The organism is Streptomyces sp. NBC_01298 (genome assembly GCF_035978755.1).
In the GTDB taxonomy this organism is placed as follows: domain Bacteria; phylum Actinomycetota; class Actinomycetes; order Streptomycetales; family Streptomycetaceae; genus Streptomyces.
Genome location: NZ_CP108415.1, coordinates 90544 through 115663, shown reverse-complemented (window position 1 = coordinate 115663; position 25120 = coordinate 90544). Strand labels below are relative to the sequence as shown.

Annotated in this window: 24 protein-coding genes; 13 read left to right on the top strand and 11 right to left on the bottom strand. The window is 67.5% G+C overall.

Features of this window, described 5'->3' with window-relative positions; genetic code table 11:
- Nucleotides 1–30: 30 nt before the first annotated feature.
- Nucleotides 31–795 (bottom strand): hypothetical protein, encoded by a 765-nt coding sequence (locus OG730_RS41810; RefSeq protein WP_327309814.1) that lies wholly within the window; start codon nt 793–795, stop codon nt 31–33.
- 2 nt (nt 796–797) lie between these two features.
- Nucleotides 798–1355, bottom strand: coding sequence for a hypothetical protein (locus OG730_RS41805; protein WP_327309813.1), 558 nt, complete (start codon nt 1353–1355; stop codon nt 798–800).
- 567 nt (nt 1356–1922) lie between these two features.
- On the opposite strand from OG730_RS41805, the gene OG730_RS41800 reads away from it, so the two are divergent.
- Nucleotides 1923–2750, top strand: a complete 828-nt coding sequence (locus OG730_RS41800; protein ID WP_442815241.1) for a helix-turn-helix domain-containing protein — start codon at nt 1923–1925, stop codon at nt 2748–2750.
- A 482-nt stretch (nt 2751–3232) separates the two neighbouring features.
- Complete coding sequence (locus OG730_RS41795) at nt 3233–4363, top strand: MmyB family transcriptional regulator (protein WP_327309811.1); 1131 nt, start codon at nt 3233–3235, stop codon at nt 4361–4363.
- Nucleotides 4364–4411: 48 nt separating this feature from the next.
- On the opposite strand, the gene OG730_RS41790 is transcribed toward OG730_RS41795, so the two are convergent.
- The 8 genes from OG730_RS41790 to OG730_RS41755 all read right to left on the bottom strand — a co-directional run bounded on the left by OG730_RS41790 (nt 4412) and on the right by OG730_RS41755 (nt 12804).
- The gene (locus OG730_RS41790) at nt 4412–4996 is read right to left on the bottom strand and encodes a hypothetical protein (protein WP_327309810.1); all 585 of its coding nucleotides are present in this window, start codon (nt 4994–4996) and stop codon (nt 4412–4414) included.
- 197 nt (nt 4997–5193) lie between these two features.
- On the bottom strand, nt 5194–7053 hold the full coding sequence (locus OG730_RS41785) for a type IV secretory system conjugative DNA transfer family protein (protein ID WP_327309809.1): 1860 nt from the start codon (nt 7051–7053) through the stop codon (nt 5194–5196).
- A gap of 106 nt (nt 7054–7159) precedes the next feature.
- Nucleotides 7160–8518 (bottom strand): putative type IV secretion/conjugal transfer ATPase, encoded by a 1359-nt coding sequence (locus OG730_RS41780; protein ID WP_327309808.1) that lies wholly within the window; start codon nt 8516–8518, stop codon nt 7160–7162.
- A gap of 5 nt (nt 8519–8523) precedes the next feature.
- On the bottom strand, nt 8524–10014 hold the full coding sequence (locus OG730_RS41775) for an SCO6880 family protein (protein WP_327309807.1): 1491 nt from the start codon (nt 10012–10014) through the stop codon (nt 8524–8526).
- 42 nt (nt 10015–10056) lie between these two features.
- A complete protein-coding gene (locus OG730_RS41770) occupies nt 10057–11319 on the bottom strand; it encodes a hypothetical protein (protein ID WP_327309806.1) in 1263 nt (420 codons plus the stop codon).
- Nucleotides 11320–11322: 3 nt separating this feature from the next.
- Nucleotides 11323–11742, bottom strand: coding sequence for a hypothetical protein (locus OG730_RS41765; protein WP_327309805.1), 420 nt, complete (start codon nt 11740–11742; stop codon nt 11323–11325).
- A complete protein-coding gene (locus tag OG730_RS41760; RefSeq protein ID WP_327309804.1) occupies nt 11720–12514 on the bottom strand; it encodes a DUF8175 domain-containg protein in 795 nt (264 codons plus the stop codon). Before OG730_RS41760 ends, OG730_RS41765 begins: the two co-directional genes overlap by 23 nt.
- Complete coding sequence (locus tag OG730_RS41755) at nt 12514–12804, bottom strand: DUF8827 family protein (RefSeq protein WP_327309803.1); 291 nt, start codon at nt 12802–12804, stop codon at nt 12514–12516. The genes OG730_RS41760 and OG730_RS41755 overlap by 1 nt, the downstream gene beginning before the upstream one ends.
- A 599-nt stretch (nt 12805–13403) precedes the next feature.
- Between OG730_RS41755 and OG730_RS41750 the strand changes: the two genes are divergently transcribed.
- From OG730_RS41750 to OG730_RS41710, 9 genes are all read left to right on the top strand, one after another.
- Nucleotides 13404–14255 carry a M23 family metallopeptidase gene (locus tag OG730_RS41750; RefSeq protein WP_327309802.1) on the top strand — a complete coding sequence of 284 codons (852 nt, stop codon included), beginning with the start codon at nt 13404–13406 and terminating at the stop codon, nt 14253–14255.
- Between the two features lie 40 nt (nt 14256–14295).
- On the top strand, nt 14296–15003 hold the full coding sequence (locus tag OG730_RS41745) for a hypothetical protein (RefSeq protein WP_327309801.1): 708 nt from the start codon (nt 14296–14298) through the stop codon (nt 15001–15003).
- A 144-nt stretch (nt 15004–15147) separates the two neighbouring features.
- Nucleotides 15148–15372 (top strand): hypothetical protein, encoded by a 225-nt coding sequence (locus OG730_RS41740; RefSeq protein ID WP_327309800.1) that lies wholly within the window; start codon nt 15148–15150, stop codon nt 15370–15372.
- Between the two features lie 480 nt (nt 15373–15852).
- Nucleotides 15853–16197 carry a hypothetical protein gene (locus OG730_RS41735; RefSeq protein WP_327309799.1) on the top strand — a complete coding sequence of 115 codons (345 nt, stop codon included), beginning with the start codon at nt 15853–15855 and terminating at the stop codon, nt 16195–16197.
- Nucleotides 16194–17861, top strand: a complete 1668-nt coding sequence (locus OG730_RS41730) for a DnaB-like helicase N-terminal domain-containing protein (protein ID WP_327309798.1) — start codon at nt 16194–16196, stop codon at nt 17859–17861. Before OG730_RS41735 ends, OG730_RS41730 begins: the two co-directional genes overlap by 4 nt.
- Nucleotides 17862–18149: 288 nt before the next feature.
- Entirely contained in the window at nt 18150–19013 is an 864-nt protein-coding gene (locus OG730_RS41725) for a hypothetical protein (protein ID WP_327309797.1), read from the top strand.
- Between the two features lie 121 nt (nt 19014–19134).
- Entirely contained in the window at nt 19135–20700 is a 1566-nt protein-coding gene (locus OG730_RS41720) for a hypothetical protein (protein WP_327309796.1), read from the top strand.
- 2 nt (nt 20701–20702) lie between these two features.
- Entirely contained in the window at nt 20703–21293 is a 591-nt protein-coding gene (locus OG730_RS41715; RefSeq protein WP_327309795.1) for a transcriptional regulator, read from the top strand.
- A 175-nt stretch (nt 21294–21468) separates the two neighbouring features.
- On the top strand, nt 21469–21816 hold the full coding sequence (locus tag OG730_RS41710; protein ID WP_327309794.1) for a hypothetical protein: 348 nt from the start codon (nt 21469–21471) through the stop codon (nt 21814–21816).
- 104 nt (nt 21817–21920) lie between these two features.
- Here the strand turns inward: OG730_RS41710 and OG730_RS41705 are convergent, their stop codons facing one another.
- Nucleotides 21921–22265 (bottom strand): SH3 domain-containing protein, encoded by a 345-nt coding sequence (locus OG730_RS41705; protein ID WP_327309793.1) that lies wholly within the window; start codon nt 22263–22265, stop codon nt 21921–21923.
- A gap of 317 nt (nt 22266–22582) precedes the next feature.
- On the opposite strand from OG730_RS41705, the gene OG730_RS41700 reads away from it, so the two are divergent.
- Nucleotides 22583–23071 carry a DUF3263 domain-containing protein gene (locus tag OG730_RS41700; protein WP_327309792.1) on the top strand — a complete coding sequence of 163 codons (489 nt, stop codon included), beginning with the start codon at nt 22583–22585 and terminating at the stop codon, nt 23069–23071.
- Nucleotides 23072–23550: 479 nt separating this feature from the next.
- The gene (locus tag OG730_RS41695; protein ID WP_327309791.1) at nt 23551–24930 is read left to right on the top strand and encodes a hypothetical protein; all 1380 of its coding nucleotides are present in this window, start codon (nt 23551–23553) and stop codon (nt 24928–24930) included.
- The last annotated feature ends 190 nt before the right edge of the window (nt 24931–25120 follow it).

Genomic DNA, 25120 nt, shown 5'->3' with positions numbered 1-25120 from the left:
TGCGGCCCACAGCCGTTCTGTGCAGTGCGTTCAGCTCTCCACCGGCTCTCGTTTGGCACGGACTCGGTCGATCAGGGCTCCCAGCATCGGAAGCGTCAGGCCTGCGAAGAGGAAGAGCACGGCCATGCCGCTCAGGGCGGGGCTCACGACTTCCTCCACCTCAAGGGACCAGGGCCGGCCCAGTGTGTGGAAGACGATGTACGAGCCTTTGGACACCGTGTATGCGACACCCAGCGTGGCCGCCATGGAGGAGAGCGCGAAGCCGGCCCCGCTCCAAGGATTGGGGCCCCACACGCGCTGAGCGGTCCGGCCGCACATGAACGCCAGCTCGCCGCATGTGAGGAGTACGTACGAGAGGTAGATGAGCAGGTAGGTGGCCACCCTGGGGTCCGAGACGTAAGCCGTCGTGAACTCGACGCCCGGGCGGTTCGTGGCGAGGAAGAGCGGGACCATGATGGCGAGTTCGACCATCGCGGCGAACCCGCGTTGGAACATCGCTGCCCGCAGATACTCTGGCCGGTAGGCGAGATCCACCATGGTGACCTGGAGCGCCACGCACCACAGGATCGCGCAGATATGGGCGATCAACTTGCCCACGTTGGCGACGCCGGTCAGGTCCTCCGCGGCTCGCGCGACCACGGGTACAGCGAACATCACCCCCAGCGTGCAGACGCCGAAGGCGACGGCGATGGACCAGGTGGCGACGCGGGGATTGCCGCGTGCTCTCCTGGTGCAGAGAACCGTGACGAGGAGTCCCGCCAGGGTGCAAGTCCCGAAGACTATGCCGTCAACCACTACTACAGCCCTTCCAGTGCCTTGGCCGCGTAAGCCGCGGCCTCATCCGCCGTTCGTCGTCGCCGACCCTTGGGCTGCCTCTCGACGGGATCGTTGCGCGGAATCGGTTTCAGGCCGAGATCGTCCCGCCGTCGCTTCAGGTCTGCAATGACATTTCGCAGCTCAGCCTCCGGAAGACCCTCCAGGAGGGTCAGCAACCGCAAGGCACCGGGCAACTCGTCGCCGAGGCGGTCGAGGAGCACCAGCGCCTGACGGGCTGCCGGGTTCTCGAAGGCCTGGAGGGCTTCTAGGTCGTCGTAGCTCGAGTGCGGCAGCAGGTGAGCAGGCGGAACGTCGCCCAAAGCCTTGCACAGGGCGATGACCGTGTCGGTGGTCGGGTTGAGCTGACTGCCGTTGGCGAGATTGCCGATGGCAGTACGGGACAGCGAAACGGAACTGTCGGGGAGGGCTTCGACGTCTGCAGAGAGTGAGCGCGTCGTGTGCCGCCGGCTGGTGCCGGCCCGAGCACGGGCCATCAGGGCTGTGAGTTTCTCGCCCAGCGACCGGGGAGTGCTGGTCATGGTCCGTCGGCCCTTTCGGGCATGGCTGTAGAGCCCTGCTGCCGATGACTACTCACAGCCACGTCTGGGTCTCTCTCGCGCCGGCTTACGATCTTGGTCTTGACCACTTTAGTTGACACTTCTGGGTGCTCAAGGCAGGATCACGATAAGGGACGGGTGTACTACCCGCCGTTGCGTAATTAGGGCATCCCTGCAAATGCGTGGTGCCCGCGCCGGGCGAAGTCATGTCCGCAACCAGGTCTAAATGCAAGTGCGGGACTCCGCTTTGCAGGCATAGGGGAACAAGTCGGCAAAAAGAGGCATGGGGGGTTTGCGTTCTCCGCCTCCGCGCAGCCGGCGGGCAGCAGCACAGGGGGAAGAGTGAATACAGTGCCGGTCTTCACGGGAAACTTGGAGGTCCGTTCGGGCAGTCGTGTCCCTTCGCAGGCGCCGCGTGCAGGCGCCGCCAGGCGCACGCTCCGTGAGAGGGGGGAGCTCCATGGCTCCCGCTCGCAGGAAGACGGCAAGGTCCGGCCAGAGGAGGCGGGCGATCCCGCGGCAAGTCGCCCGAGCCGGCTGCGAAAGCTGGTGCAGGGGCGGCGTGAGTTCCTGGGACTGAGTCAGGAAACCGTGGCTGCCCGCCTGGAGATGAGCACGAGGGCGTACGGGAACTGGGAGCGTGCCGTCGTCAAGGAGTGGACTGATCAGAAGCTGTACCAGCTGGCCGAGGCCCTGGAGATGACTCCCTTCCAGACCGAGCGACTCTTCTGGCTTGCCGTGGACCGCGCACCGCAGCCGGAGCTGCGCAGCCCGGCCCACCAGCCGCAGCAGGACGCCGCGACCGCCGCGTTCCTGGGGGACTACAGCGTGATGATCAACGCGCTGGCCCTGCCGGCATTCCTGATCGACCACCGGTGGAACATCCGAATGGCGAACAGAGCTTTCCATGAACTCTTCCGCGGCGTGCACCCGCACCCGACCGCCATGCCCACGGACAACTTCCTGCGCTTCGGGCTCTTCCACCCGGACGCGTCCCAGATCCTTGAGGGACACGTCGCCTGGAAGCTGTCGATGCTGGCTCAGCTCGCGGCCAGTCTCGAGCGCTACGACGACGACGCCGTGCTCCAGGCGATGAGGCGCGAGGTCTACCTGGACCCTGCCCTCCGCGAGATGTACTTGCAGGACATGCCGGCGTGGACCTACGGGCCCGGGGCCGACCTGCTTCATCACGGAGGCACCGTCCGACTGCTGCGCCACCCCGATCCGGGCCTCGGGCTGAAAGGCTGCCGGTTCGTGGAGGAGACGCCGCGGCCCCTTCAGGCCCAGGGCCTTACGCGGATCACCCTGGTTCTCACCGACGCCAGCGACGGCGCGGCCGCTGAGGATCAGCGTCTCCAGACTTTCCGTGCGGCGTAGCGCCAGCAGCCCATCCGCCGGTCTCGGCTGGCGTCGCGCTGCTGTCTGTGGCGCACGCCAGCGCCGCACCGAGGGCCGCCAGGGCGGCTAGTTCAAGACATTCGCCCTTGTGAGTCACTGCGCGTGCGGCATAGTCACTCGCAGCGAATTCGGCCTGGCGTTTGCATGTGAAGAAGATGTGTCGGCGGACAGAGTCGCCGAACTGCCCACGCCCCAACCCGAATGGTGCGCGGTGGCCCGGCGCTGGCTTGCCCCCGCTAATCTCCTTGACGGCTCCCGGAGGCCCGCACGGAGATCAATTCGAGTGTCTGTTCGGTTGATTGTTGGGCTGTCATGCGGAATACAGGTAGGGCGCAAGCCAAAACCGCGTGTAGCTTCAAGCCGCACGCGTCCGTACCCTGGCACCGTACGTCGGAGCAGAGGTGGGCCGGTCACTGTCCGGCGTCGAATGGGCAAGTGAGACCGGAGTCAAGGAGCCGTGCATGGTGATCGCTACGCTCGGCGCGGTTGTCGCGGACTACCGGGTACGCATGGCGCTCGCACCCGCCCGCGTCGCCGAGATGGCAGGCATCACCGAGGCGCAGTACCGCGCGCTTGAGCTTGGGACTGCATGGCCGGGCGGCGCCGCTGTGCAGGCTGTCATCGATGCCCTGAAAATTCCGCACACCAGGCGTTTGCACTTCCAGCCGGCCGACTCATCCCTCGACCGGTACCTCAGCCAGATCCTGCACGGCTACGACATACCCGCGCTCATAGTGGACAGTGAGTGGCGCACAGTCGAGGCCAACTGCTACGCGCAGCGCCTGCTTCCTGGTTCGGCCACCCCCGGCTGGAGCCTGCCGCGATGGATCCTGCACAGCAACGAAGCCCGCGAGCGCCTTGCCAACTGGCAGCAGGTGGCCCAATGCGTCGCAGACCTTGTACGCGAAGAGCTGGGCGCCGGCCTGGACAACCCTGAACTCCGCGACCTCGACCGAGCAGCTAGCCGCTACTGTTCCGGCCCCGACTCTGGATCTGACCCGCACGATGCAGACTCGGCGGGCCATCTCCTGACGTGGCGCACTGACACCGGGCCCTTTCCGGCCACGGCCTGCCTCATCAGTGTGCCCACCGGGCGACCGGACCTCAGGCAGGTCACTCTGATACCGCGGGGTACGCAGCCAGGCCACCCCTTGCTGGACGCCAAGCGCAGCCAGCCCTGGGACGGGCCTCTGCTCATAGACCTGCTCAACTGCGGAGTCTGCGGCCTCCTCCTCACGGGGGGTGGCACCCCCGCGACCTACCACTGCGCGACTGGATGCCTGCCCGCGTTTCCGGCGGACGCCCTGGAGTCCCGAGTTGCGCAGGAAGTAGTTCCCCGCGTGTTCGGGCCTGACGAGTGCCGCCAGCTGGCCGTCGCGCAGGAGTCCCTGACCGCCGATGGCTTCGACATGACCCTCAACGTGCCAGTCACGGCAAAGCACGCTCTTGACCAGTGGAGTCGGTCGATGACCGACACCCAGCGCCGAGGCATCCTCACCTCGGCCGTCCGCTCCGTCACCATGTACGGCTCCAGTGACTGTGGAGACTGGCGAAGGTCCGCACTGCGCTACGCCTGGCGCGACTTCATCTAGGACGGATTCCGCCACCCAGCCCAGGGCTCGCGTGCGAACCACGGCACCCTAGGTGTCCTTGGGCTTCGGCGCCCCACCTCCGCACCCAGGCGGCCCCGCTTCCAAGATCGTCTTGCGGCGCGCAGGATCCGTACCCCACGTCGTGCGGGACTTGACCTGGTGGTAGCCATTGGTGCACTCGCCGAGCCACATCCGGCTGATCCTCTCCACTGCCCGAGACCAGGCGTCGTGCCACAGGTACGGGCTGGCCGCGGCGTCCTCCTGATTGCCGTAGGCCGACTCCCAGCCCGTCCACAGTGCGGTCAGCTCGGCGACCACAGCGCCGTGCTCCCACCAGCAGGCGTGCGGCAGCTGCTCCGTGGTGAGCTCGTAGGTGTCGGCCATCCGAATCACCCAGGAGACGAACTCCGCCCACAGCGCAGCCCGCACCTCCTCGTCCTCGATCCGGTGCCAAACCACAGGGGCGCCCGGCACCCTGTCGCTCTCGCCCCCGCCGCTGCTGTCGCCGCCCTGCTTGGAGCCGCCGCGGACGGATCCGGAATCCTCGAGCCGCGCCAGCCGGGCCGCGAAGGTGGTCAGTTCGTTGTTGATGGACTCCAGCGCCTCGAAGAGCGGAGCAAGGGGATCAGGCATCAGCCGCCTCCTTTCGTGAGGCCCGGGATCGAGCTGCGCGCAGCGTGGGAGAAAGACGGTGCGGCCTCGGGGGGCGCAGCCGCTGGTATTGAGCAGACGCGGAGGGGGTGCCCGTCGCCGCCGGCAACGGTCGGTCCTCACGCGTGATGCACCTCGCTAGGTCACCGATCAGGAGACCGGGTGACGTGCCAGACGGTTCAGCGCGCATGAGCGTTCACCTTTCGCAGCGCATCCTTCGTCGCTTCGGCGATCTCCTTGGCCCGGGGGCCCTCGTGGATGCGCTCGAAGCGCACTCGCGTCACCGGCGTACGCCGATGCACGACCAGGCCCTCTCGTTCCCTGATCTGCCGGATGTCGCCCGGCTCCAGGACGGCCCGGCGCCGCGTGGAGATGCTGACCGAGCTGCTGTCGCCGCTGTCGGATACCGACTCGGTGTCTTCCTCGAACTCTCCGGCCAGGGCGCTGTAGGTCTTGAGTTCCTGCTCGTCAGAGACGCCACCCAAGATCACCTTGATGGTGGCTGCGGCGAACATCTTCCGGACGCCCAGTTCGCCCCAGCGCTCGTGTGCCTGGGCGAGGTTCTGGAGCACGGCGACCATGAAGATGTTCTGTGACCCCGAGACGGACATCAGGGACGGGATCTGCGGGAGGGGTGCCACGTTGGCGAGCTCGTCGCCCAGTACGCCGAGAGGGGGATCGAGCCGGCCGTTCGGCATCCGCGCGGCGATCACCTTGGCGGTGTCAAGGATGGCCCTGGAGAACGCTGCCAGGACCGGTGCCAGGGAGCTGCCTTCCTCCTCTTCGCCGATGAGGAAGACGGTGCCGCCCTCGGTGAGCCACTTCGTGATGGAGAAATTCTGCTCGTCGCGGGCCGACTTGCCGAAGATGGCGGCGACCTTGGCGTCGTACAGAGCCAGGATGCTCTGCTCCGCGGTCCGCCAGCTGGCCGAGCGTTCCTCCGGTGCGGCCGCGTGCTGCGCCGCCAGGGCGCGGGCGAGGTTCTCCTGGCCGTGGGCGGCCAGGATGTCGACCGGCTGCCGCTCGGTGGGGGCGGTGGCCCACCGGAGGATGTCCATGCCGCTGAGGCCTTCGAGGGCGGCCGCGTGCAGCCAACAGGTCATCAGCATCTGCGCGTTCATCACGAAGTAGCCGCCGTTCTTCGTCCCCTCGTCGGACTTCGCGGTGCCGGTAAGGGTCTCGGCGCGCTTGCGCGCCACGCTGAAGTCCTCGCAGCCGTCGAGGAGACTCCATTGCAGCTGAAGTGGCCAGTTCGACAGGCCCGTGGGGTCCAGGACCATCACCGGTCCGTACGCCTCCCGGGACTTTGCCGTCGCGTAGAGGACGTCCGTCTTGGACGATGTCGCCAGAACTGATCCCGGGAAGTCGAGGATCCACGGCATGATCAGCTGGGAGGTCTTGCCCTCGCGGGGAGGGGCCACGATCAGGACGGTCTCCTCGAAGGGGATGTAGAGCTTCACGCCTGTCGGGATCGCGGTCCCGCAGAACACGGCGACCTCGCTCACCGGCACGTCGGTGACCTGAGGCTTGCTGCTGCCCCGCCAGGGCTTCAGGCTGCGCGTGGAGGAACCTTTCTGCAGCGATGGGCGGGGCGTGCTGAGGCTGGGGCGGAGCGCGCCGAGCCGTGAGAGGGCCTTCGCCTCCCCCATCGCCTCTTCAAGCTGTGCGCCGGTGGCCAGGCCGTCCGTTCCCTCGTCACGCATGCTGCGCCAGCGGCGCCAGCCGGCCCGTGTGCCCCAGCAGGTCACGAAGGCCGCGCCGAGGAACATCGGATAGAAGGTGAACGGCCCACCGACTCCGGCTTCCGGAGGAAACGCGTCCTGCGGCCGGTGTGGTGCCGTGAGCAGGTGCGGGATCGCGGCGGCCGTTTCGTTCCAGGAGACCAGAGCCGGGGAGAAGTGAGCGAGGATCCCGGAGAGGAGCGCGGCGATCCACGTCCACAGGGTGAGTGCGACGGCGGCTATGCACAGCCCGATCCACCAGGCGTCCTTGTAGACGTGGAGCCGGTTGCCCGAGTGTGGGGTGACGACCTTGGCCATTACCGATCACCTCTGCGGACGTCACGTCGGACGGGCGTTCCCATTCCTTGTCGTTGCTGCTGGCACCGCGGGAGTGCTGCCCGGGTCGTAGCGTGTGCGTCGGACATCAGGCGGCACCCTTTCGCATCGTCATGAGTGGTGCCTCAGGCGCCCGGGTGCTCGTGGCGGCCTCGGTCATCTTTCGGTTGGTGTTGGTCAGCGCGGCTTCTGTGGCGCTGCGGATGTGCTCGACGAGGTGCAGGCGGTTGCCGACCTGCCACACGGCGCGCCCTGGCGAGCAGCGGCTGGCGCCGTCGACGAGTGCTTCGCGGGCCCAGTCGGGCAGCTGGAGGTAGTCGGCCGTCAGATCCGCCTCGGCCTTGTCCATGTGGTAGAGCACGCGGGTCGCGGTGAGTTTCAAGATGGCTGCGGCTTCCGGGGCTTCCTCGACTTGGAGGTCACCGAGGTGGTGGAGGATGGCCCAGAAGGAGAGCCCCAGCCGGCGTCCGTACCGCACGAACTCTTCGAAGAGCCGGGCCACTGGTCGGTGGCTGAGGATGTGCCAGGCCTCTTCGACGATCAACGTGCGCTTGATGCTGTCGCCGGTCTTGATCCACGCGTAGCGCAGCCAGGGCCCGATGACGCTCATCAGCAGCGGCATGGCCTCGCCTTCGCGGGGGAGGCGGGTGAGATCGAAGACGATCAGGCGTGCGTCCAGGTCGATCCCGGGCGTAGTGGGGCCGTTGAACAGGCCGGCCAAGTCGCGGGTCTCACTGCACAGCTGGTCCATGGCCAGGCTCGCGGGCTGGCCCCAGGTGACCATGTCCTCCGAGCCGATCTGGCGCTTCCCGAGCATCGCCGGCGCCGGGTTGGTCAGGGCGTCGTGGATGTCCGACAGCACAGCGACGCGGTTCTCAGCTGCCGCACGGATCTGGGCTGCTGTGTGGGCCACGGAGAGAGCGAACTCGCTCTCCGAGTTGAGGGTGCCACCGATGATCTCCACCATCGAGCAGAGGATCTTGAACTGGTACTGGGCCGGGATCCGCGGGTCGAGGGGGTTGAGGCGGACGCCTTCTCCGTCTTCACCTCCGTAGACCAGGCGGATGGGCGAGACCCCCAGGGCGCGCGCGATGGAGTCCCACTCGCCGACGCCGTCCTCGCCCTGGGCATCGAGGATGCAGAAGGACCGGTCTCGGAAGCGCAGTTGCCGCAGCACGTAGCACTTCTCGAGGCTGGACTTGCCGAAGCCCGACTTGCCGAGCACCAGCGCGTGACCACTGGGGAGGCGCTCGCGCGCGCTGGGGTCGTAGAGGACGAACGGGTCGTAGATGTAGGCCTTGCCGGAGTAGATCTCCCTTCCGATGATCACGCCGCGCGGGTCCGAGGAGGGCGCGCCTACGGCCGGGTACAGGCCGGACGCGGTGGCCGTAGTGGTGCGCAGGGCCCGGCGCCGAGTCTGGGCCTGCGGTCGGATGAGCTCGAGCATGGGCGTCAGTCCTTCAGCAGTCCGGTGACCAGCGGCAGAGTGTTCGCGAAGGCCCGGTGCTGCTCCGAGTCGCACCACTCCAGTGCCAGCTGGGACTTCACTGCTGCGGCGCGCACCGTATTGCGGTGCTGGACCAGCAGCTCAGGATCCGGGGCCGTGACGGTCACCCACCCCGTGAGGCGGATGCCGGCCGCGCCGTTGGCGAGGTCATGCATGGTGGCCGAGGAGGCGCCCAGCTCACGCTCCTCACGGGGGTCGGTGATCTTCCCCGGGGTGTTGTCCGCCTGGCCGGCCTCGTTCGTGACGTCCGCCATCGCGTCCTCGAGGGCCTTGTCGGCCGGCACCAGCCGCATGGTGATTCCCACGGTGAGGATCACGTCCGAGACGTAGAGCAGCAGGGGTGCGAGGAAGTTGACACCGACCGGCAGCACCGGGAACTGCTTGATCCAAGCGGTGGAGGTGTGCCACGGGTCGGCGCCCTCCCAGCTGCGGGCTGCCATGCGGGACGGGTCCCGAGCATCCATCTCAGCCGGCCAGCAGCTGGAGCGGTCCATGCCGCGGGTGTCGTTGATCCAGTGGTCGGGTGCGTAGCTGTGATGGATGAGGGAGGCGAGCCCCGGCTCGTCGAGGTTGCGCACCCATCGCAACTGCGCGCCCGACAGGCCGCGGATGAAGTTGTCGACCTCCTTGCCGAGGACCTCGCCGTACCCGTCGTGCAGGGTGCGGTACTGCAGGGCCTCGGCGGCCAGTTCCTGCGTGTAGGGGATGCCCACCACGAGGAACAGGCGACGGTCTTCTGCGTAAACCGCTACCGCGTCCAGGAGCTGGTTGTAGGAGTCGTCCAGCCAGGACGGGGCGGAGGGATCCCTGCGCGCCGCCGCGTCGTGAGCGTGGGCGTTCGGATCGGTGGGCAGCAGCCGCGCCAGCCACTGGACGTACTGGATGCGGCCGCCCGACTCAGCCGTCTCCTTCAAGAGGTACTCGTACGCCCCGATCAGCGCTTCCTTGTCAGCGCCGTCCAATCCGCCGAAGTTCTTGGCGGCCTCGACCTCGATGCATGCCACGAACATGGACTCCGTGGGCTGCAGCAGCACGGCGATGTCCCCGTAGGACGTCCTCGCCGTGATCCACTCCAAGGCGTCCGGGACGCCCACCGGCTGAGTGATGGGTTCGGGCGTTCCGTCCCGGCGTCGGCCCGCCAGGGGCGCGGTGGAGCGGTACAGGAGCTTGCCGTCACGCAGCAGCCGCCGGTACGAACGCCGGATCTCGAACCAGCGCAGGAACGTACGTCCCTTGTGAGGGATCATCGTGACCCACACGCAGCCACCGGCCGCGCCGAGGGCCCCGATGATCTTCAGCGGGATCCCGGGCAGAGCTGCCAGAAGCCCGACCGCCAGCGCGATCCCCCCAAGCAGGACGAGCTGTTCGTCCATCTCGAAGCGACGCCCCAGCAGACCGCGCGGACGCGGGCGGGGGAACGTGAAGAGGCGGTCCATCGCGACTCCTTTCATGAAACGTGGTGGGCGTTGGGGTGCCGGCTACGCCGACGGCGGGGGCGGTGCAGGAGCTGGCGGCGGGGGCGGTGTGTGTCCGCCTCCAGACGGCGAGGGCGGTGGCGGAGGGGGCGGCATGGGACGCCCTCCGCCGGACCGCGGCGGGGGAGCCGGGGGACGAGTGCCTCCTCCGGGCGCCCCACCTCCACGGCCGGGGCGCCTGCCGACGCCTCCTCCTTGGCCTCCGCGGCCGCCGCCACGATGGCCAGCACCGTTCTGCCCCTGGCCCTGCCCGCCGGAGGACGGAGCGCCGCTGCCCGACTGACCGCCGCCGCTGGACTGACCGCCTCCGCCTGCAGCGTTGTTGGCGCCGTCCTTGGCGGCCTGTACGGTCTGGTCGCGCAGCTGGTCCGCGGCTTCCTTGACTGCCAGTGCGGCTCCCGCAGGTCCTGCAGCCTTCGCAGCGCCGGCCTGCGCGCCACCACCTCCGGTCTGCTTGTTCGCGGCCTGGGCCTTCATGTCGTTCTGCTTGGCCTTCGCGGCCTTCGCGCGTTGCCCGGCCTCCTCCTTGACCTGGTGCATCGACTGCAGCTCATCGCCCACGAAGGGGATCCACTTGGCGATCTGGAAGGGCATGAAGAGAGCGATGAACAGCAGCGCGAGGAAGGTGATGGACGTGCCGATCGCCTGCGGGAGCGTGATCCTGTCGACGCTGTCGGCCATGCCGTCGAGCAGAGCTCCGGCCAGAGCAAGGGCGAGGTAGATGCCCAGCTTGCTGGCGATGATTCCGCCCAGGATGCCGACGTACTTCTTCGTGTGACCCCAGAGATCCTTGTCGACGAGTCCGGAAAAGACGATCGGACCGAAGATGAGCCCCATGAGGATCAGGGCATTTCGCACGACGAGCATGACCCACAGGCCGAACACGGCAAGGAGGATGGCCAGCGCGATGGGAATTGCGATGACGACACCCACGCCCGGCATGAGCATGGAGATCGCCGCAAGCGCCGTGAAGATGACCAGTCCACCGACGAACACCTCGGCGATGTAATCGCCGAGAATCTCCTCGGCCGCACTGTCGACGAAATCGACCGTGAGCGCCACCGCCAAGGGTGAGAACCCAGCCACCACCACAGACATCAGCAGGTAGCCGATGTTCTCCATGATGGCCTGGCCGATCGGGATGCCCCGCACGGCCCGCTTCACCACGGATATCAGCCACATCACCGCGGTGAGAACGGCAGAGAGCGCGAAGACCAGGCCGTAGAGGCGCAGGAAGCCTGGGTTTCCCCAGTCGATTTCCATCATGAACTAGTCCCCCTTGGCCTTCTCGTCCTTCTTCGGTTTCTTGTCGCCGCCAGCGGGAGCGGAAGGCTTCTTCCCGGTGAGCTCTTCACCGAATGCCTCGAACATTCCCTTTGTGCCGCCGCGGAGTTTGCCCTCGATGTATCCGAAAGGGTCACTCGCAAAGTCGGCTACGGATGCGACCCCGTCGACCACGCCCTTCGCTCCGGAATTTTCGTAGAGCCATTCGCCACCCTTCCTGGCCTTGTCGCAGAGGTATTTGCCACCCGGTGCGTTGCACGGGTTCGCCCAGTCAGGGACCTTCACGTCTGCACGGGCCTGCGGAGCTGCCGGGCCAGCGACCAGGACGGAGGCGGCCAGCACAGCGGTGACGAGCGCCTGTGCGGCCCGGCGGCGGAACGTGTCAGCCTGCGTAGCGCGGAGCATCGAACTCCTTGTTGGCCAGGCGCATGTCGGCCGTCGCCGACGGCGCCGAGTCGCCGGTCACCAGGGGAGTGGGGCCGTTGGCCTGGCTGATCGTGGCGACCTTCCAGTCCCCGCTCTGCCACTGGAGGATCAGGGTGTAGGTGGACCAGGTCGCGGCCACGGGCATGGCCGACTTGTCGGTCGGAACGCCGACCACCTCGGTCATCCAGACCTTGACGGTCGCGGTCTCGGACGAGAAGGCGCTCACACTCGTGCCCAGCGGAGCAGCGCGCAGGACCATGTCCGGAGCCGTCTGCGCCGTCACTCCGAGCGCAGCCATCAGGCCCTTGGCCGTCTGATCGTCCGTCTGCTGCTGGACCGGGAGGGCGGCCGGGGTCATCACCGTCTTGAGCACCTGGTGGCGCAGGCTCTCGTCGGTGAAGTAGGTCGGGCTCGACCGAGCGGTCTGGAAGTTGACCGCAGCAGCAGCTGCCCCGTCCTTGGTCTGCGGGTACCCGACAGGGACCCCGTCCTGGACCGACCGGGCCTTGACTCCCGGCCCCGTGCCGCCGGCCTGACTCGTCCCCGTCGCCTTAGGGGCCGGTTCGTCCGCGGACTGCTTGTCCTTCTTGCCGCCCGTCAGCATGAGCAGGATGCCGACCACGAGCACGATCGCGAAGCCGATCGCGCCGATCTTGGCCCTGCGCCACGGCGAGGGGCCGTCCGCCCCCGCAGCCTCTGCGGTCCGCGGGGTCAGGCTGCGCGTACCGGCCTTCCTCGGATTCCCGTTCATCAGATTCCAAATCCGTAGACGATGGTGAAGATCGTCGCCATGGAAGCGACGGTGAAGAGTCCGAGGAGGGAGCTGGCCACCATGGTCTGCCCCTTCTTGGTCTCCATCGAGTTGTGCTGCTGATTTCCGACGCGGATATGAACGGCACCCACGATTGCGCTTCCAAGCAGGAAGAGAATCGCGCCCGCCATGATTGCGCCGATGATGATCTTGGCCTTGGTGCCGAGAGCCCCGAAAACACCCCAGTCGGGGTTGATGCCGCCAACCAGGCTTCCGATGTCTGCGGCCAATATCTGCTGTGTAACCTGCACGAACCCTCCCAGGCGCCTGCCCGAGTCCGCTGTGAGGACCTGGACATCCGGTCGTCGACAGCCAGGAATCGCAAGCCGAATTGATAGCGCTCCGATGAATTGAGAAGCTGTCAGCCCCCCTCCCCGTCGAATGCGTTGACGTGTCCGCCTGTCAGTGACATACAATTCAGCGCGAGTTGTCGATTCCCTGCTGCTTTCACTCGGCGCAGACGCTAGCCGCGCTTCACCGGCTGACGCAGTGGCGCATTCGCAGCCCTGGGACGCCCGGCGTATCGGGTCCACCCCATGGCACGGGAAACGCGGTTCCTGTCCCTCGTGGCGGGATACGCATCGACGACTGGGGACCGAAGATGAGCACAGGCATGCGCGCCGGCGCGGGAGGCCTCGCTGCGCTACTCGCCGGAGCGCTTTGCATTCCGCTCCTGCTGGGCGCCGGAAAGCCCAACGGAGGCGGCTGGGACGACGCCTGCTCGACTGGCAGCACGGCGATTCAGGTCAACGAGGACAAACAGACGATTCCCCCCGCTACACCGGGGGCACCGGTAACCGTTCCGCTGAACCCTCAGGGGAAGCAGAACATGCCCAGCTGGAACGCCTCCCAGCAGAAGTGGGCAAGCATCATCACCAACGTGGCCCGTAGCCGCGGACTGCCGCCTCGCGCCGCGGTCATCGGCGTCGCCACCGCGATGCAGGAGTCAACCCTCGAGAACATCAATCACGGCGACCTCGACTCCCTCGGACTGTTCCAACAGCGGCCCTCACAGGGATGGGGAACGCCGGCTCAAGTGACCGATGCGGTGTACGCGTCAAACAAGTTCTACGCGGGACTTGAGAAGATCGAGGACTGGCAGACGAAGCCTCTGACCAAGGTCGCGCAAGCCGTTCAGCGCTCCGGGTTCCCCGACGCCTACGCCAAGTGGGAGCAGTCCGCCGGCGAGCTGGTCGTCAAGAGCTGGGGCAACGCTGTACTCACCACCACCTCGGGATGCGACCCGGCCCAGAACGCGGGCAGCAAGGGCACCGGCGCCTGGGCGCTACCCGTCGAAGACTCCCGGATCACCACGCCCTACAAGGCAGGAGGCGGCATGTGGTCATCCGGAAGCCACACCGGAGTCGACTTCGCCGTAGGAACCGGCACACGCGTCCAGGCGGTAGGCACTGGCACCGTCGTGAAGGCTGGCTGGGGTGGCGCCTACGGCAACGAAGTCGTCATCAAGATGTCGGACGGCAAGTACACCCAGTACGGCCACCTGTCCTCCATCGCCGTGAGCCAAGGGCAGGCCGTCACCGCCCGCCAGCAGATAGGCGTATCCGGCGCGACCGGCAACGTGACCGGTCCCCACCTGCACTTCGAAGCGCGCACCGGACCCGCCTACGGATCCGACATCAGCCCGGTCGACTACCTGCGCGGCCACGGACTCTCGCTCTGACCACGGAAGGAGGACGCCACCTGCATGGTGGCAACCACCAATGAACACCATCACCCCGTACCAGGCACACATCTCCCACGACGCCCAGCTCAGCCTCGACGCCGAGCCCCAGGTAGTACCCGATGGAATCGACCCGTCCCAGGTCCTCCTGCAGATCCTCCACATCCAAGCAGCAGGGAGCGGGACACCCGTCCAGGTGCACGTCAGTGATGACCGAACCGGCTCCGGCTTCGACATCGAGGTCCTGCCCGACGGAACCACCCGGCCCCCCGGCACGCAAGCCACGACCGCAGCCGACGAAGCACCGACCTCGCCCACCTCGAACGACCTGGCCCGGCGCCTCGCCACAGCACACGAGGCCGGACGAGCACACGACTTCGAGACCGCCATCCCCGCTGCAGACGCCCTCATCCAAGACCTCGCAGCAGAGTTCGGCGAGACGGCGCCACGGACGCTGAAGGCCGCGCAGTTCCGCGCCGACCTCGCGGTCCTGGAAGGCGACTACGCCTACGCGACGGCTTCCTGGACCTGGCTCGCGCTCACCTGGTACGACGGACTCGGCCCCGGCATGCGTCTCACCCAGGTGGCTGCCGGCAACGCGGCCTGGACGTGGATGCAGCTCGAGCCGGACGAGGCGGTTATATCCGCCCCCGACCTCCTCAGCATGCTCAACGAGGTGACCACGCCCGACCGCACACAGACGATCCGCGCTCAGATCGAAGAGCGGCTCCTGCAGGCCACCAACTAGCTCCCCGCTTGGGGGCCTAAGCCCAGCGGCGGGAAGGGCGGAGCCGTCGCCCGAATAGAGCGCGATCACCCGGTGCTACAGTCGCCAACGGCGCGACAGCACACCGACTCCGCGCGGATCGATGCCGACAGGAGGCTCCTCCCGATGCAGAAGCAGCACGGTCTCCGATCCCTCGCGGCATTCCTGCAGTTCGTCCTCGTCCTCGCGTTCGTTGTGCTCGCCCTGGTGAGCGGCCTCCTGGCCTACAAGCACCGCGGGATGTCCACCGAGCTCGCCCAGGCGCTAGGCCTGCTCCTGTCGTGCCTGGCGCTCCTTCTCGTCACCGAACGCCTGACGACGGGCCGCTGGACGCGCTGGTCCCGCCGCTGATCCCCCAAGCCGCACTGCAGCCCGGCTGGCTTCCTACGGCGACCGCCGCAGGAAGCCAGCCGCCTGTCGTGGTTGATCGCGAATCCCACCCGTGCGTCACGCTCAGCTCAGCCCGCCTGCAGAGCGCCGCCGGCTCCAGCGCCTGCACATGAAAAAAGACCAGCCATACCCGCGCCCGAGGGCACAGGATTTCAATGCCCAGCTCGTCGGCTGGGCCTGGGAGATGACTGGTCTCTCCAACAGTTAAGCACACCGATCAGACCGGCGGTCAACCCCTAGCTTCGCGCCGGCCCGGCACAGCACTCAGCTCAGCACCCCGCCCCCGGCAGACCAGGCCGTGATCCCGCCAGCCGGGACGCACCAAGAGATTTCGGAGCATCTTCCGCTCACCCCTTGGTCCGGACGCCGCCCTTCGCTTGAAGCACCGCCTCGTCATTCTGCACGCTCAACAAGTCCCACCCGCAGGAGAACGGAGCCGACATGGCCGAGCCCAGCACTGAGCCCTCAGCCTGGGCATCCCGCATGCAGTCCTTGCGGGACTCGGCCCAGCAGCGAGTGCTGACCGCACCCATGCCCATCCCTGCCATGGACCAGCTCCTGGCCGACGGCAAGGCCGAAGCGATGGGGCCCTTCGAGGGAAGTCCCATCCGCTACATGAACCGCTGGTGGAGGCAGACCGAGCAGTGGTGGGTTGCCCTCGACGAGACCGCAACCTCCCAGCTCGACCAGCAGGCCGAGCGCTACCAGGCGGCCATCGCCACCCTGCCCCGCGGGCAGGGCACACCCGACGTGAACACCCCCAGCGCGGGGGCCAACTCGCGATGATCAACGAACGCTACGGCGAGCCCCAGCATGAGCTCAACGTGATCAGCAGCATGCTGCGGGATCGGGCCGTGGCCGCACGCCAGCTGGTCAACTGGACCAGCTCACCTCCGCAGTACTGGCTCCTGCCACAGCACTTCCGAACCCCATGGGCGGGGGAGATCTACGAGATCCTCCTCAACGGTGGTCTTGACGCCATCGACCAGCGACTGCAGGCCTTCCCCAACGCCGACCCGGCGCACGTGACCGCGGACGCGGTCGCCGGGCAGCTCTACGCGAAGTACCAGCAGATGGCGGCGGCCGGCATGCCGCACGCCCGCGAGACCCTCGCCAGCTCCGAATACTGGGCCAGCATGCACAGCGCACTCCGCGACCTGGCCAGCACCACCTGGCAAGCGAACACAGACAGCGCCCGGCACGACGCCTACGTGACAGTCCGGGCAGCCCAGCACCCCAGCACCACCGAAGGCGTACCGTTCTCCCTCGCCCGAGGCCGCACCGACGACGCGTCTGCCCGGGAGAAGGAAGTCGCCGTCATCGGCGCGATACTCAACGATCCAGCCCGGGCCGCGAAGTTCCGCTACCAGCCATCCTCCCCGGATGCTTCCCCCTACTGGCTCCAGCCGCAGGACTTCGGCGACCCTGCCACCGCCGAGATCTGGGATGCGCTTGTCACCGGACCCGACCCCGCCATCGCGCTCCCCGCAGCCACCGACCCCAGCCTGACCCCCGAGCAGCGGGCCCAGGCGATGATCGAGCACATCTACCAGCGGCTGTCCTACAACGACTACCACCGCTCGACCGCAGACCCTCAGGCTCAGGAACGACTCCGAACCGACACCAACCGGGCGATAGCTCAGTATCTCGCCAGAGCGACCCAGGCCGACTTCTGCCCCAACCAGGATCACGCCGACCAGTACGCGCTGCGCTTCATCCTCGAGCCCAGCATCCCCGCCACTGTCCAGGAACTCGCGGGGGAGGTCCGTCGCACCGGCCTGTCCGACGCACCCCTCGGACAGATCGCGATGGAGCTGTCCACCCGCCAGTACTCCCTGGATCAGCTCAAGGAGAGACTCGACGCCGCACCGGACCCCGTAGCAGCCAACGACGCCCCCACCCCCGAACCGGTCTCCGCCGAACCCGCCCAGGACGCCAGCTACACCTCCCGCGACTCCGAACGCCGCGTGCTGATCTCCCTGATGCAAGACCCGAACCAACTACGCTCCGGCGGCCCCACATCAGCCCTGGCACCGCAGGACTTCACCCAGCCCGAGCACGCCTACTTGTTCGAGGCTCTTCAAACCCTCCACCCCGGTGCGGCCGTGGACCCCTGGGTACTGGCCAACCAAGCGCAACGCCTGGCCCGCCAGGCGGGAACCGAGCTCAGCCATTCCGAAATCCAGAACATCGGCTATGCGGCACGCACGCTTCGAGTCCCGCCCGCCGAACAGACTGCCGGCCATCTGGTCACCATGACCGTGCGCCGCACGGCCCGCGATGCGAGCACCGCCATGGAAGCCGCAGCCCAGAACCCCGCCACCCGCCCCCGCCAGCTCATCGACCAGACGCAGGCTCAACTCAAACAGGCCACGTATGAGGCCCTGCGCCACCACGAGCAGTCCGTCCCGAACCTGTCCCGCTACGCCGGGAACCAGGCGACCATCTGATGGCTTCAAGTCACCCCGGCCCGGGAGCCAGCCATGGCAGCGGATGAGTCAGCACCCGATGCGCGAGCCTCCCAAGCTCCCGGGGACTCTGTACAGCAGGCCATCGACTGGTTTTCCCAAGACACCACCGACACGCCACAAGCCGTCTCGCGGCCTGACGGACCTGCCGCCCCCGGTCACCTGCTGACGGAGGCGCTCCGACAGTCAGCCTTTGATGATCTCCTCGCGCCTTCAGCCAGCCGGAAACAGGAGCTTGTACGCGCCCAGGCCGCCTGGCTCATCCGCCACATGCCCAGTGACCACGAACCCCCAGCCCTCGACAGCGCGCTTCAGGCCGGCCGAGCCTGGGGCATCCTCCTCGCCGCCGCAACCGACGTCCACCCCTCTGTGCAAGTGGTCAGCGAGGTAGCACGACAGACCCGGATCTCACCGCGAGCAGCCGCTGAGATCGCCAACGAGTCTCTGAAGACCAGCGCCGCCTTCAACCGCGCGGACCTCCTCATCCCCTACGACGACGCCCCCGACGCGCAACTGGTGGAGGACTGGAACCGCCTCGCCGCCTGCGGACCAGAGCTCCCCGGGGCCGCGGAGCGCGCCACCGACGTCCTCGACCTGATCACGGCACGCATCTCCAGTGACGACCACGCCTGGATGAACACCGCGGCCCAGGAGGCCGCGCAGCTGTACGACAGCGTGACCAGAGTGCAGCCGCTTCTCAAAGAGCTGGGACCGCTGATCCCCTCCCGCGGCCACCCCGACGCTGCCGCCGCCCAGGAGCGTCTCCTCGCCCTGGAAGGGCAGGGAGTGCTCAGTGCGGCCTCCACCGCCGCAGCACGCGCCCGTGCTATCCATGACTGGGCGCGGGCGGAGTCCGAGCCACAGCTGAAGCGCACACGCATGGTCGAGGCCGCCGCTCCCGGGACTCGAACACTTCTCGCGCTCAACAGGGTCCTTGAGCAGGCCGATCCCGCCAGTCGGCGAGACGTCGACCCGCACCGTCTGGCCGAGATCGTCCAACTCATCGGGCAGGCTTCGGCACGCGATCGTCGGACACCACAGGCGCCCGCCAGCACGCGGCCTCAGCCGAGCAGGCACCCGCAGCTACCCCACCACGGGGGACCGGGCGGGAGCACACCGCGACTGGGTCCATGAGGTCTGCGCGAAGTCCAAGGGGACGTCGGCTCGTTAAGGGAAGTACAGCCAAAGACACGGCCGACTTGCACTCAATGCAAGAGAATTGCACTGAGTGCAAGTCTGCGAGTATGCTTCCCCCATGTCGCAGAGCCCAAGCACACTCACCAAGACCCGTGCCGCGATCACTGCGCTCCTCGCACTCTCTCAGCAGCAGCAGATCGACCTGGCCCGAGGCATCGCCTTGCCCGACTACGCAGTGAGCCGACGCCAGGGGGCGACTCCGTGGGGACTCGATGAAGCCGACCGAGTCGCCGCTCATTTCGGAATCGACCCTCTGGACCTGTTCGCAGGCCCGGAAAAGGCGTGCTCCGCCTACGCCCGCCGCCACGGCCTTTCCCACCTCGCAGAGTTCGTCACCACCTCCACCGACGAAGCCGCAGCCGATACTGAACCCGCCAAGCAGACCGCTGCGCCCCACGACAGCGACCTGGAGGCCGAGGTCACCACGCTGGCGACTCCCGCCCGCTGCGTACTCTGCAACCTCCCCACCACCACCACCCTGGAAGGGTTCCCCCAGCACGTGTCCGCCGAGGCCTGCGCGGAGGCGGGAGAAACAGCAGCCCTCGCAGCGGCACCAGCGCCGGAGCCCGCCACCACCGCGCCCGCCAGCGCTGAACCAGACCGGCCCCGACGGGAGCGAAAGGAACCGCGGCCACGTCAGGAACGAGCGGAGACCCACGCCAACTGCGTGGCCTTCCTCCGCCGCAACGTCCAGGCCGCACTCAAGGACGCCGGCGGCGACATGGAGGCAGCGGCGACCTACCTGGAGAAGAAGGCGATCCCCCACGCCATGGAGCTCCTCGACATCAGCCGCGCGCAAGGACGATACGACGTCATCGCCTACCCGCCGCTGCCGGACGCCATCTACAAGAAGCCCAGCAAGTCCAAGCCCAACCAGGTCTGGGAAGCCCGCCCGCACTGGCGCCGACGCTGGGACACCCTCCCGCTCGCGCCCGGTACCCACACCGTCGACGAACTCGACATGAACGGCGCCTACCTCAGCGCCCTCAAGACCCACCTGCCACTGGGCGAGCCGGAACACACCACGGGCGCCATCAACACGCTCGCCCTCAAGCGCTCCGGTGTACACCTCGTAACCCCGGGCGAGTGGCACCATGACCATCTCCCCAACCCCATCGGGGCCCGGGACGAACCCGGACCCCTGTGGATCATGGAGCCCACCCTCAGGCTGCTCAACCGACTGGCTTCTCCCAAGAACGGCAACCTCTGCGCCCCGCCAGAGATCCACGAGTCCTGGACGAGCGGCAGCACCGAGCACCTCCTGGAGTACTTCCGCACCGCCCTCACCGAGGTCCGCGCCCAGGCCATCGCAGAGGGCGACGAGCTCAGCGAGCTCTACGTCAAAGCCATCTACTCCAAGTTCGTTTCCACCGCTGGCACCTCGAGCGCGAACCACAGCCTTGTCCGCCCCGACTGGGCACACACCATCCGCAGCCAAGCTTTCTCTAACCTGTACGGCAAGGCCCTCAAGGCGCACGCGGCCGGACTGCACGTCGTCAGGCTCAGCGGAACCGATGAGCTCCATGTCATCGGTGCCTGGCGGTCGGTCTTCGACGAAGGGCGCGGAGTGACGGAAGTAAAGCTCAAGAAGACCAGCGAGATCACCATCTCCCCGGAGGCCTGACCGTGCCCGGACATCACATCGACTTCGGCCACTACGGAGCAACCGGCCAGCGCAGCAGCCTCGCAGCCGCCGAGGTACTCGACGGCCTGGCCGGCGGCATCACCTCTCCGGTAACGACGCACCGCGGCCTCGCAGCACGGCTCCGCTACATGACGCGCTCAAAGCACGCTCAGCGGACCATGGCCAACGAGGGGCTCAACCCAGCACCGGCCACGCTCAGGAAGTGGCTCGACGGCAGCCAGACACCACGCGAGGACAACCTGACCCTGATCGAGGAGACCTACCGCCGGATGCGACGGCACAACGTCGCCCGCTACCTCCTGCAGCGCCTCAACGCCAACGGCGGGACCCTCATCGAGATCCACCCCGCCGAGGACGGCAACGTCGCCCAGGAGCACCGTCGCCGGGACAAGAGCGTGCGGAAGGTCAAGATCAGAAGCTGGGACGCGATCGTGGCCGGATGGTCGGACGGCGGCTGGGAGAAGGGAAGCGAACGGCTCCTGGACGACGCATGGATCGACGAGCTGCGCGACGCCATCGGTTCCGACTGGGGTGCCTACGAGTACACGAGGTCTCTCGGCTTCGCTGCCTGATGCCGTCAAGATCCGCCCACGGACCGTCCTCTACGTACCCCATTGCTGAAAACCGGGGCGCACCTGAAGCCGATGGGCGGCTCGCCTGCCACTTGTGTCGCTAGGTGCCGCGCCACGCACCGTCGACTCACCCCACGGGACCAGAGGTCCCGCAGAGTGAGAGGAACACAAGATCATGAGTGTCTCGTCGACAGATGCGCTCGTCGGCTTCCTGGAAGCCATCGCACCGGCCCCCACCGAGGAAGGCGCGCGCACCGCGAACGCCACTCACGACGCGCTCACGGCGGCGCTGACCACGCGCGGGGTCTCGCACAGAACCTCGGGCGACAGCGCCGGCGAGTTCGTCCACGTTCCCCTCCCGGGCGGCTACCTGATCAGCCTGACCAATCCGCTCGGGGACGACTACGGATACGACTGGCAGGTCACGGACCGCAACGTCCTCCCGGTCATTTCCGGAACGCTCAACACGGGACCGGATGCCGTCGCGAAGCGCCTTGCGCACCTTGAAAGGCTCACAGGCTGAACACCTGTTGCGCACCCGCACACCGGGACCCCGACCGCGCCCGCCTACGCGCTCCTTCTCGCGGAAATGCCAGGCCGCCGTCCCACGGGACGGCGGCCTGGCATCTACGTCAGGTCGATCGGCAGGCATGGATTCGAGTAGGACTTCGACACCCACGCCGTCGTGCCGGCGGGAAGGCCAGTCCGCGACTTGTAGCGCAGCCGCAGCTTGACCCATCCGTCAGTCTCACTGACTCGCGTCCCGCTGTCGGGGTAGTAGAGCAGGCCCACAGACCGGTACCCCGTACCGGGACCCGTTCGGAAATTGACACCGTTCGAATTGACGTACCAGGTCGAACAGCTGCTGGCTGCTGCCGTCGACGCCCGCGCGGGCGCGGCATGCGCAGCAGCCGGCGCCGCCAAGACCAGGGCAAACGACATGACCGCAAGTGCAGTTGCCGAGCGCTTCAAGAGGCTCTCCTCAGAGGAAGGGAAGGTGAGGACGCGAGGCACCCACACCTCTTCACGGGCGCCACCCGCCTCCACACTTCCGCGCCCGCCCCCAGCCTTCAACGCGGCCGCCCTCGCACCGGGACGTACAGCTCCCGCATCCCACCGAGTGCGCGAGCGACCTCGCCCGGCGTCCCGCCCCGCGGGGCCGATGCCTGGCTGAGAGCAGAGCTTGCCCGCCTAGCAACCCGAGCTGGCCGGCGGAGTGCATCCACACCCGGCACGCGCGCAGTCGGGCCCTCCGGCTTGCTCTGCATGCGTCGGACCCCTGCATCCCGATGGACCCCACCTCTCCCAGAAGGGAGGTGGGGAGGGTGGGGAGGGCGGCCTCCAGCCACACAGACCTGCGCGCGCTGGAACTTCAAGCCGTGCGGGGTACGGATGGGAGCCTTGCGGGCCTTGGCCATCAGCCAGCGACTGTTCACCGGTCCACACAGACCGTTCAAACAGAGCATGGGAGCGAGATGTCCGAAGAGGCCAGTGCCCCAGAACCAGGGGAACCGGACAGCCCGTTGTCCGGGACCGCGGGGACCGCACGATCACTGACTGATCAGGAGCTGCAGATTCTGCAAGCCGCCAAGCTGACATCCTCGATGGCGCAGGGCCCCCGAGACCGCTACATCCGAGAGATCCTTCGTATGGCGCCCACGCGGTACTCGCAGCTCCTCAACGCCCTACTCGACGTGCCCGCGGCATGGGCCGCAGACCCAGCCACCGTCAAGCGTCTGCGGGACCGCCGCCAGCGCAACCGCGATCGCTACTGGTAGTTCAGGCCCGGTGCTCCCGCCCTGACAGGCACCTCCCGGGGTGAATCCGACCCGCGTCGCGTATCTGAGCATGCGGCATCAGACCGCCAGGCTGATCACCGCGACGCGGGGCTGGTGCCATGGAGCTGAACCTGGCATCGACGCTGCTGGTCCCCCTTCTGCACGAAGCCGGAGGGGGACCAGCCCGTTGTAGCAGGGCGGCCCTTCAGCCATTGCGTCCTCGGGGCTACAGCCCAGCGAGGTACCGGGCTACTCCATCCCGCATCGGGCCGCTACCAGGTGAGGCGTCCGGGGACGGTGTCCCAGGCCCAGGACCCCCAGGTGCCGTCGACGTCGAGCAGCCTGCACGGGCCAGCTGCGGGCCGGCATGGTGCCAGCCAGCACTGGTGGACGGCCGCACGTTGCGGGCCTAGGCCACGGGTCAGCGACGGTCCTCAGCAGCCGCTGACCCGGGCGGCTCCCATCCCCGAGGACCTGTCATGCCCCGTAAGCGGACCACCCCCACCAAGTCGCGCACAGCCCAGAAGATCGAACTCCTCCAGAACCTGATCAACCACCCTCGCACCGAAGCCGAAGAGCGCGAGGCAGCACAGCGAATGCTCAAGCGGGTCATCGAGAAGGCACGGGACAACGGTGAGGAGGTCACCGACACCCACACAGCGAGGAAGCCAGGGGGCTACCGCCTTCCCGAGGTCGTCTACGGAGACAAGTACGAGCAGGTCAAGGGCATGCGGCTGCAGGACATCGCCAAACTCATGCGTGCCGACATCAAGATGGCCCGCAAGGTCGGAGCGAAGAGTTCTGCACCCGGCGCACTCGCAACCGTTGACCCTCTCGGCGATATGCCGAAGGAGATCAAAGTCTCTGTGACCAGCGAATACTTCTCCGGCGGCGGCGCGATCCGCATGCGCGTCAAGAACGTCCCCCGCGAATGGGGATTCGTCCGGAAGCGAGACCCGTGGGGAGACATGCGATGGGTCCCGTCAGACGCCTTCGAAGCAGTGCTCACCGATCTCAAAGTCATCCACCAGGCCTACAACTACGACGGCAGTGACTCGCAGGTCGACTACTTCCACGTCAACTACTACGGATCGGTGGACTACGACCGGCCCGCGCCTCAGCAAGACACCACTCCCGAAGGGCCCGTGACCGAAGCCCCGGAGGAGGACACCGCACAGCCTCAAGACCAGACCACGACGCTCCGGCCCCCACAGAGGCTCAGCGAAGCCCGCATCGAAGCCGCGGCCCACGCCGCAGGCATGCAAGACGTCCGTCCCGTCCACGAGGACGGCGAACTCATCGGCTACACCGCGCAGAGCAGGCACGGTCTCTACGCCGCCCTCATGCCGACAGGAAGGATCCTGCGGCTCAACCACCGAAGCCGTCACACGGTGGCCCTGTGGCTGCAGCGCAACCCAGTCCGCACCACCACCTCCTCCACCAGGCCGAACCGATCCAAGAGCGCCGCACCCGGCGGGACTCCCACGGCCTCCGGCTTGCTGATGTTCGCCTACACCGAGGCCGAGCGGACCACTCACATCGCCGACCTCAAGACCGCCGCTGCCGACGAGCCGGATCACGTCCGCTACGCCGCCCGCCTGATCTCGCACTACGAACCCGGCGGCACCCTGGCCGATGAGCCTGACCACGAGGACCTCATGGGCGTGAGCCTCCGGATCGGGGCCGCGCTCTCCAACGACATCCAGGCCATCTACCGCCGGACATCGCCTGCCGACCCAGCTGCCAAGCAGCGCCGTTACCGCGCCGACTACCGCCGAGTGCGCAACGAGGACCGCCTGAGCCGCAGCCGCAGGAGCGGCCGCGCCTTGCAGCCGACGACCACCACGTCACAGCCGTGAGATAGATACCTCGCGGGACGCAGCCCAGCAGCGGCGTGCCGGATCACTTCTTCCACATGTCAGGCCATACGACTGCCCCCCGCATACCTCGAACGCGGGGGGCAGCCGTCCGCAGCCAGGCGGGGGCAGCGGATCCAGCAGGGGCCAGCAACAGCTAGCGGCCCACATGCATTGAGACGAGCCCAGGGCA

Excerpts from the sequence above, each read along its gene's own strand:
- OG730_RS41750 (WP_327309802.1), top strand. The coding sequence starts at position 13,404 with ATGCCCAGCTGGAACGCCTCCCAGCAGAAGTGGGCAAGCATCATCACC.
- OG730_RS41710 (WP_327309794.1), top strand. The coding sequence starts at position 21,469 with ATGAGTGTCTCGTCGACAGATGCGCTCGTCGGCTTCCTGGAAGCCATC.
- OG730_RS41695 (WP_327309791.1), top strand. The coding sequence starts at position 23,551 with ATGCCCCGTAAGCGGACCACCCCCACCAAGTCGCGCACAGCCCAGAAG.
- OG730_RS41745 (WP_327309801.1), top strand. The coding sequence starts at position 14,296 with ATGAACACCATCACCCCGTACCAGGCACACATCTCCCACGACGCCCAG.
- OG730_RS41795 (WP_327309811.1), top strand. The coding sequence starts at position 3,233 with ATGGTGATCGCTACGCTCGGCGCGGTTGTCGCGGACTACCGGGTACGC.
- OG730_RS41790 (WP_327309810.1), bottom strand. The coding sequence starts at position 4,996 with ATGCCTGATCCCCTTGCTCCGCTCTTCGAGGCGCTGGAGTCCATCAAC.
- OG730_RS41805 (WP_327309813.1), bottom strand. The coding sequence starts at position 1,355 with ATGACCAGCACTCCCCGGTCGCTGGGCGAGAAACTCACAGCCCTGATG.
- OG730_RS41730 (WP_327309798.1), top strand. The coding sequence starts at position 16,194 with ATGATCAACGAACGCTACGGCGAGCCCCAGCATGAGCTCAACGTGATC.
- OG730_RS41780 (WP_327309808.1), bottom strand. The coding sequence starts at position 8,518 with ATGCTCGAGCTCATCCGACCGCAGGCCCAGACTCGGCGCCGGGCCCTG.
- OG730_RS41740 (WP_327309800.1), top strand. The coding sequence starts at position 15,148 with ATGCAGAAGCAGCACGGTCTCCGATCCCTCGCGGCATTCCTGCAGTTC.
- OG730_RS41775 (WP_327309807.1), bottom strand. The coding sequence starts at position 10,014 with ATGGACCGCCTCTTCACGTTCCCCCGCCCGCGTCCGCGCGGTCTGCTG.
- OG730_RS41770 (WP_327309806.1), bottom strand. The coding sequence starts at position 11,319 with ATGATGGAAATCGACTGGGGAAACCCAGGCTTCCTGCGCCTCTACGGC.
- OG730_RS41735 (WP_327309799.1), top strand. The coding sequence starts at position 15,853 with ATGGCCGAGCCCAGCACTGAGCCCTCAGCCTGGGCATCCCGCATGCAG.
- OG730_RS41785 (WP_327309809.1), bottom strand. The coding sequence starts at position 7,053 with ATGGCCAAGGTCGTCACCCCACACTCGGGCAACCGGCTCCACGTCTAC.
- OG730_RS41765 (WP_327309805.1), bottom strand. The coding sequence starts at position 11,742 with ATGCTCCGCGCTACGCAGGCTGACACGTTCCGCCGCCGGGCCGCACAG.
- OG730_RS41700 (WP_327309792.1), top strand. The coding sequence starts at position 22,583 with ATGGACCCCACCTCTCCCAGAAGGGAGGTGGGGAGGGTGGGGAGGGCG.
- OG730_RS41725 (WP_327309797.1), top strand. The coding sequence starts at position 18,150 with ATGCCCAGTGACCACGAACCCCCAGCCCTCGACAGCGCGCTTCAGGCC.
- OG730_RS41720 (WP_327309796.1), top strand. The coding sequence starts at position 19,135 with ATGTCGCAGAGCCCAAGCACACTCACCAAGACCCGTGCCGCGATCACT.
- OG730_RS41760 (WP_327309804.1), bottom strand. The coding sequence starts at position 12,514 with ATGAACGGGAATCCGAGGAAGGCCGGTACGCGCAGCCTGACCCCGCGG.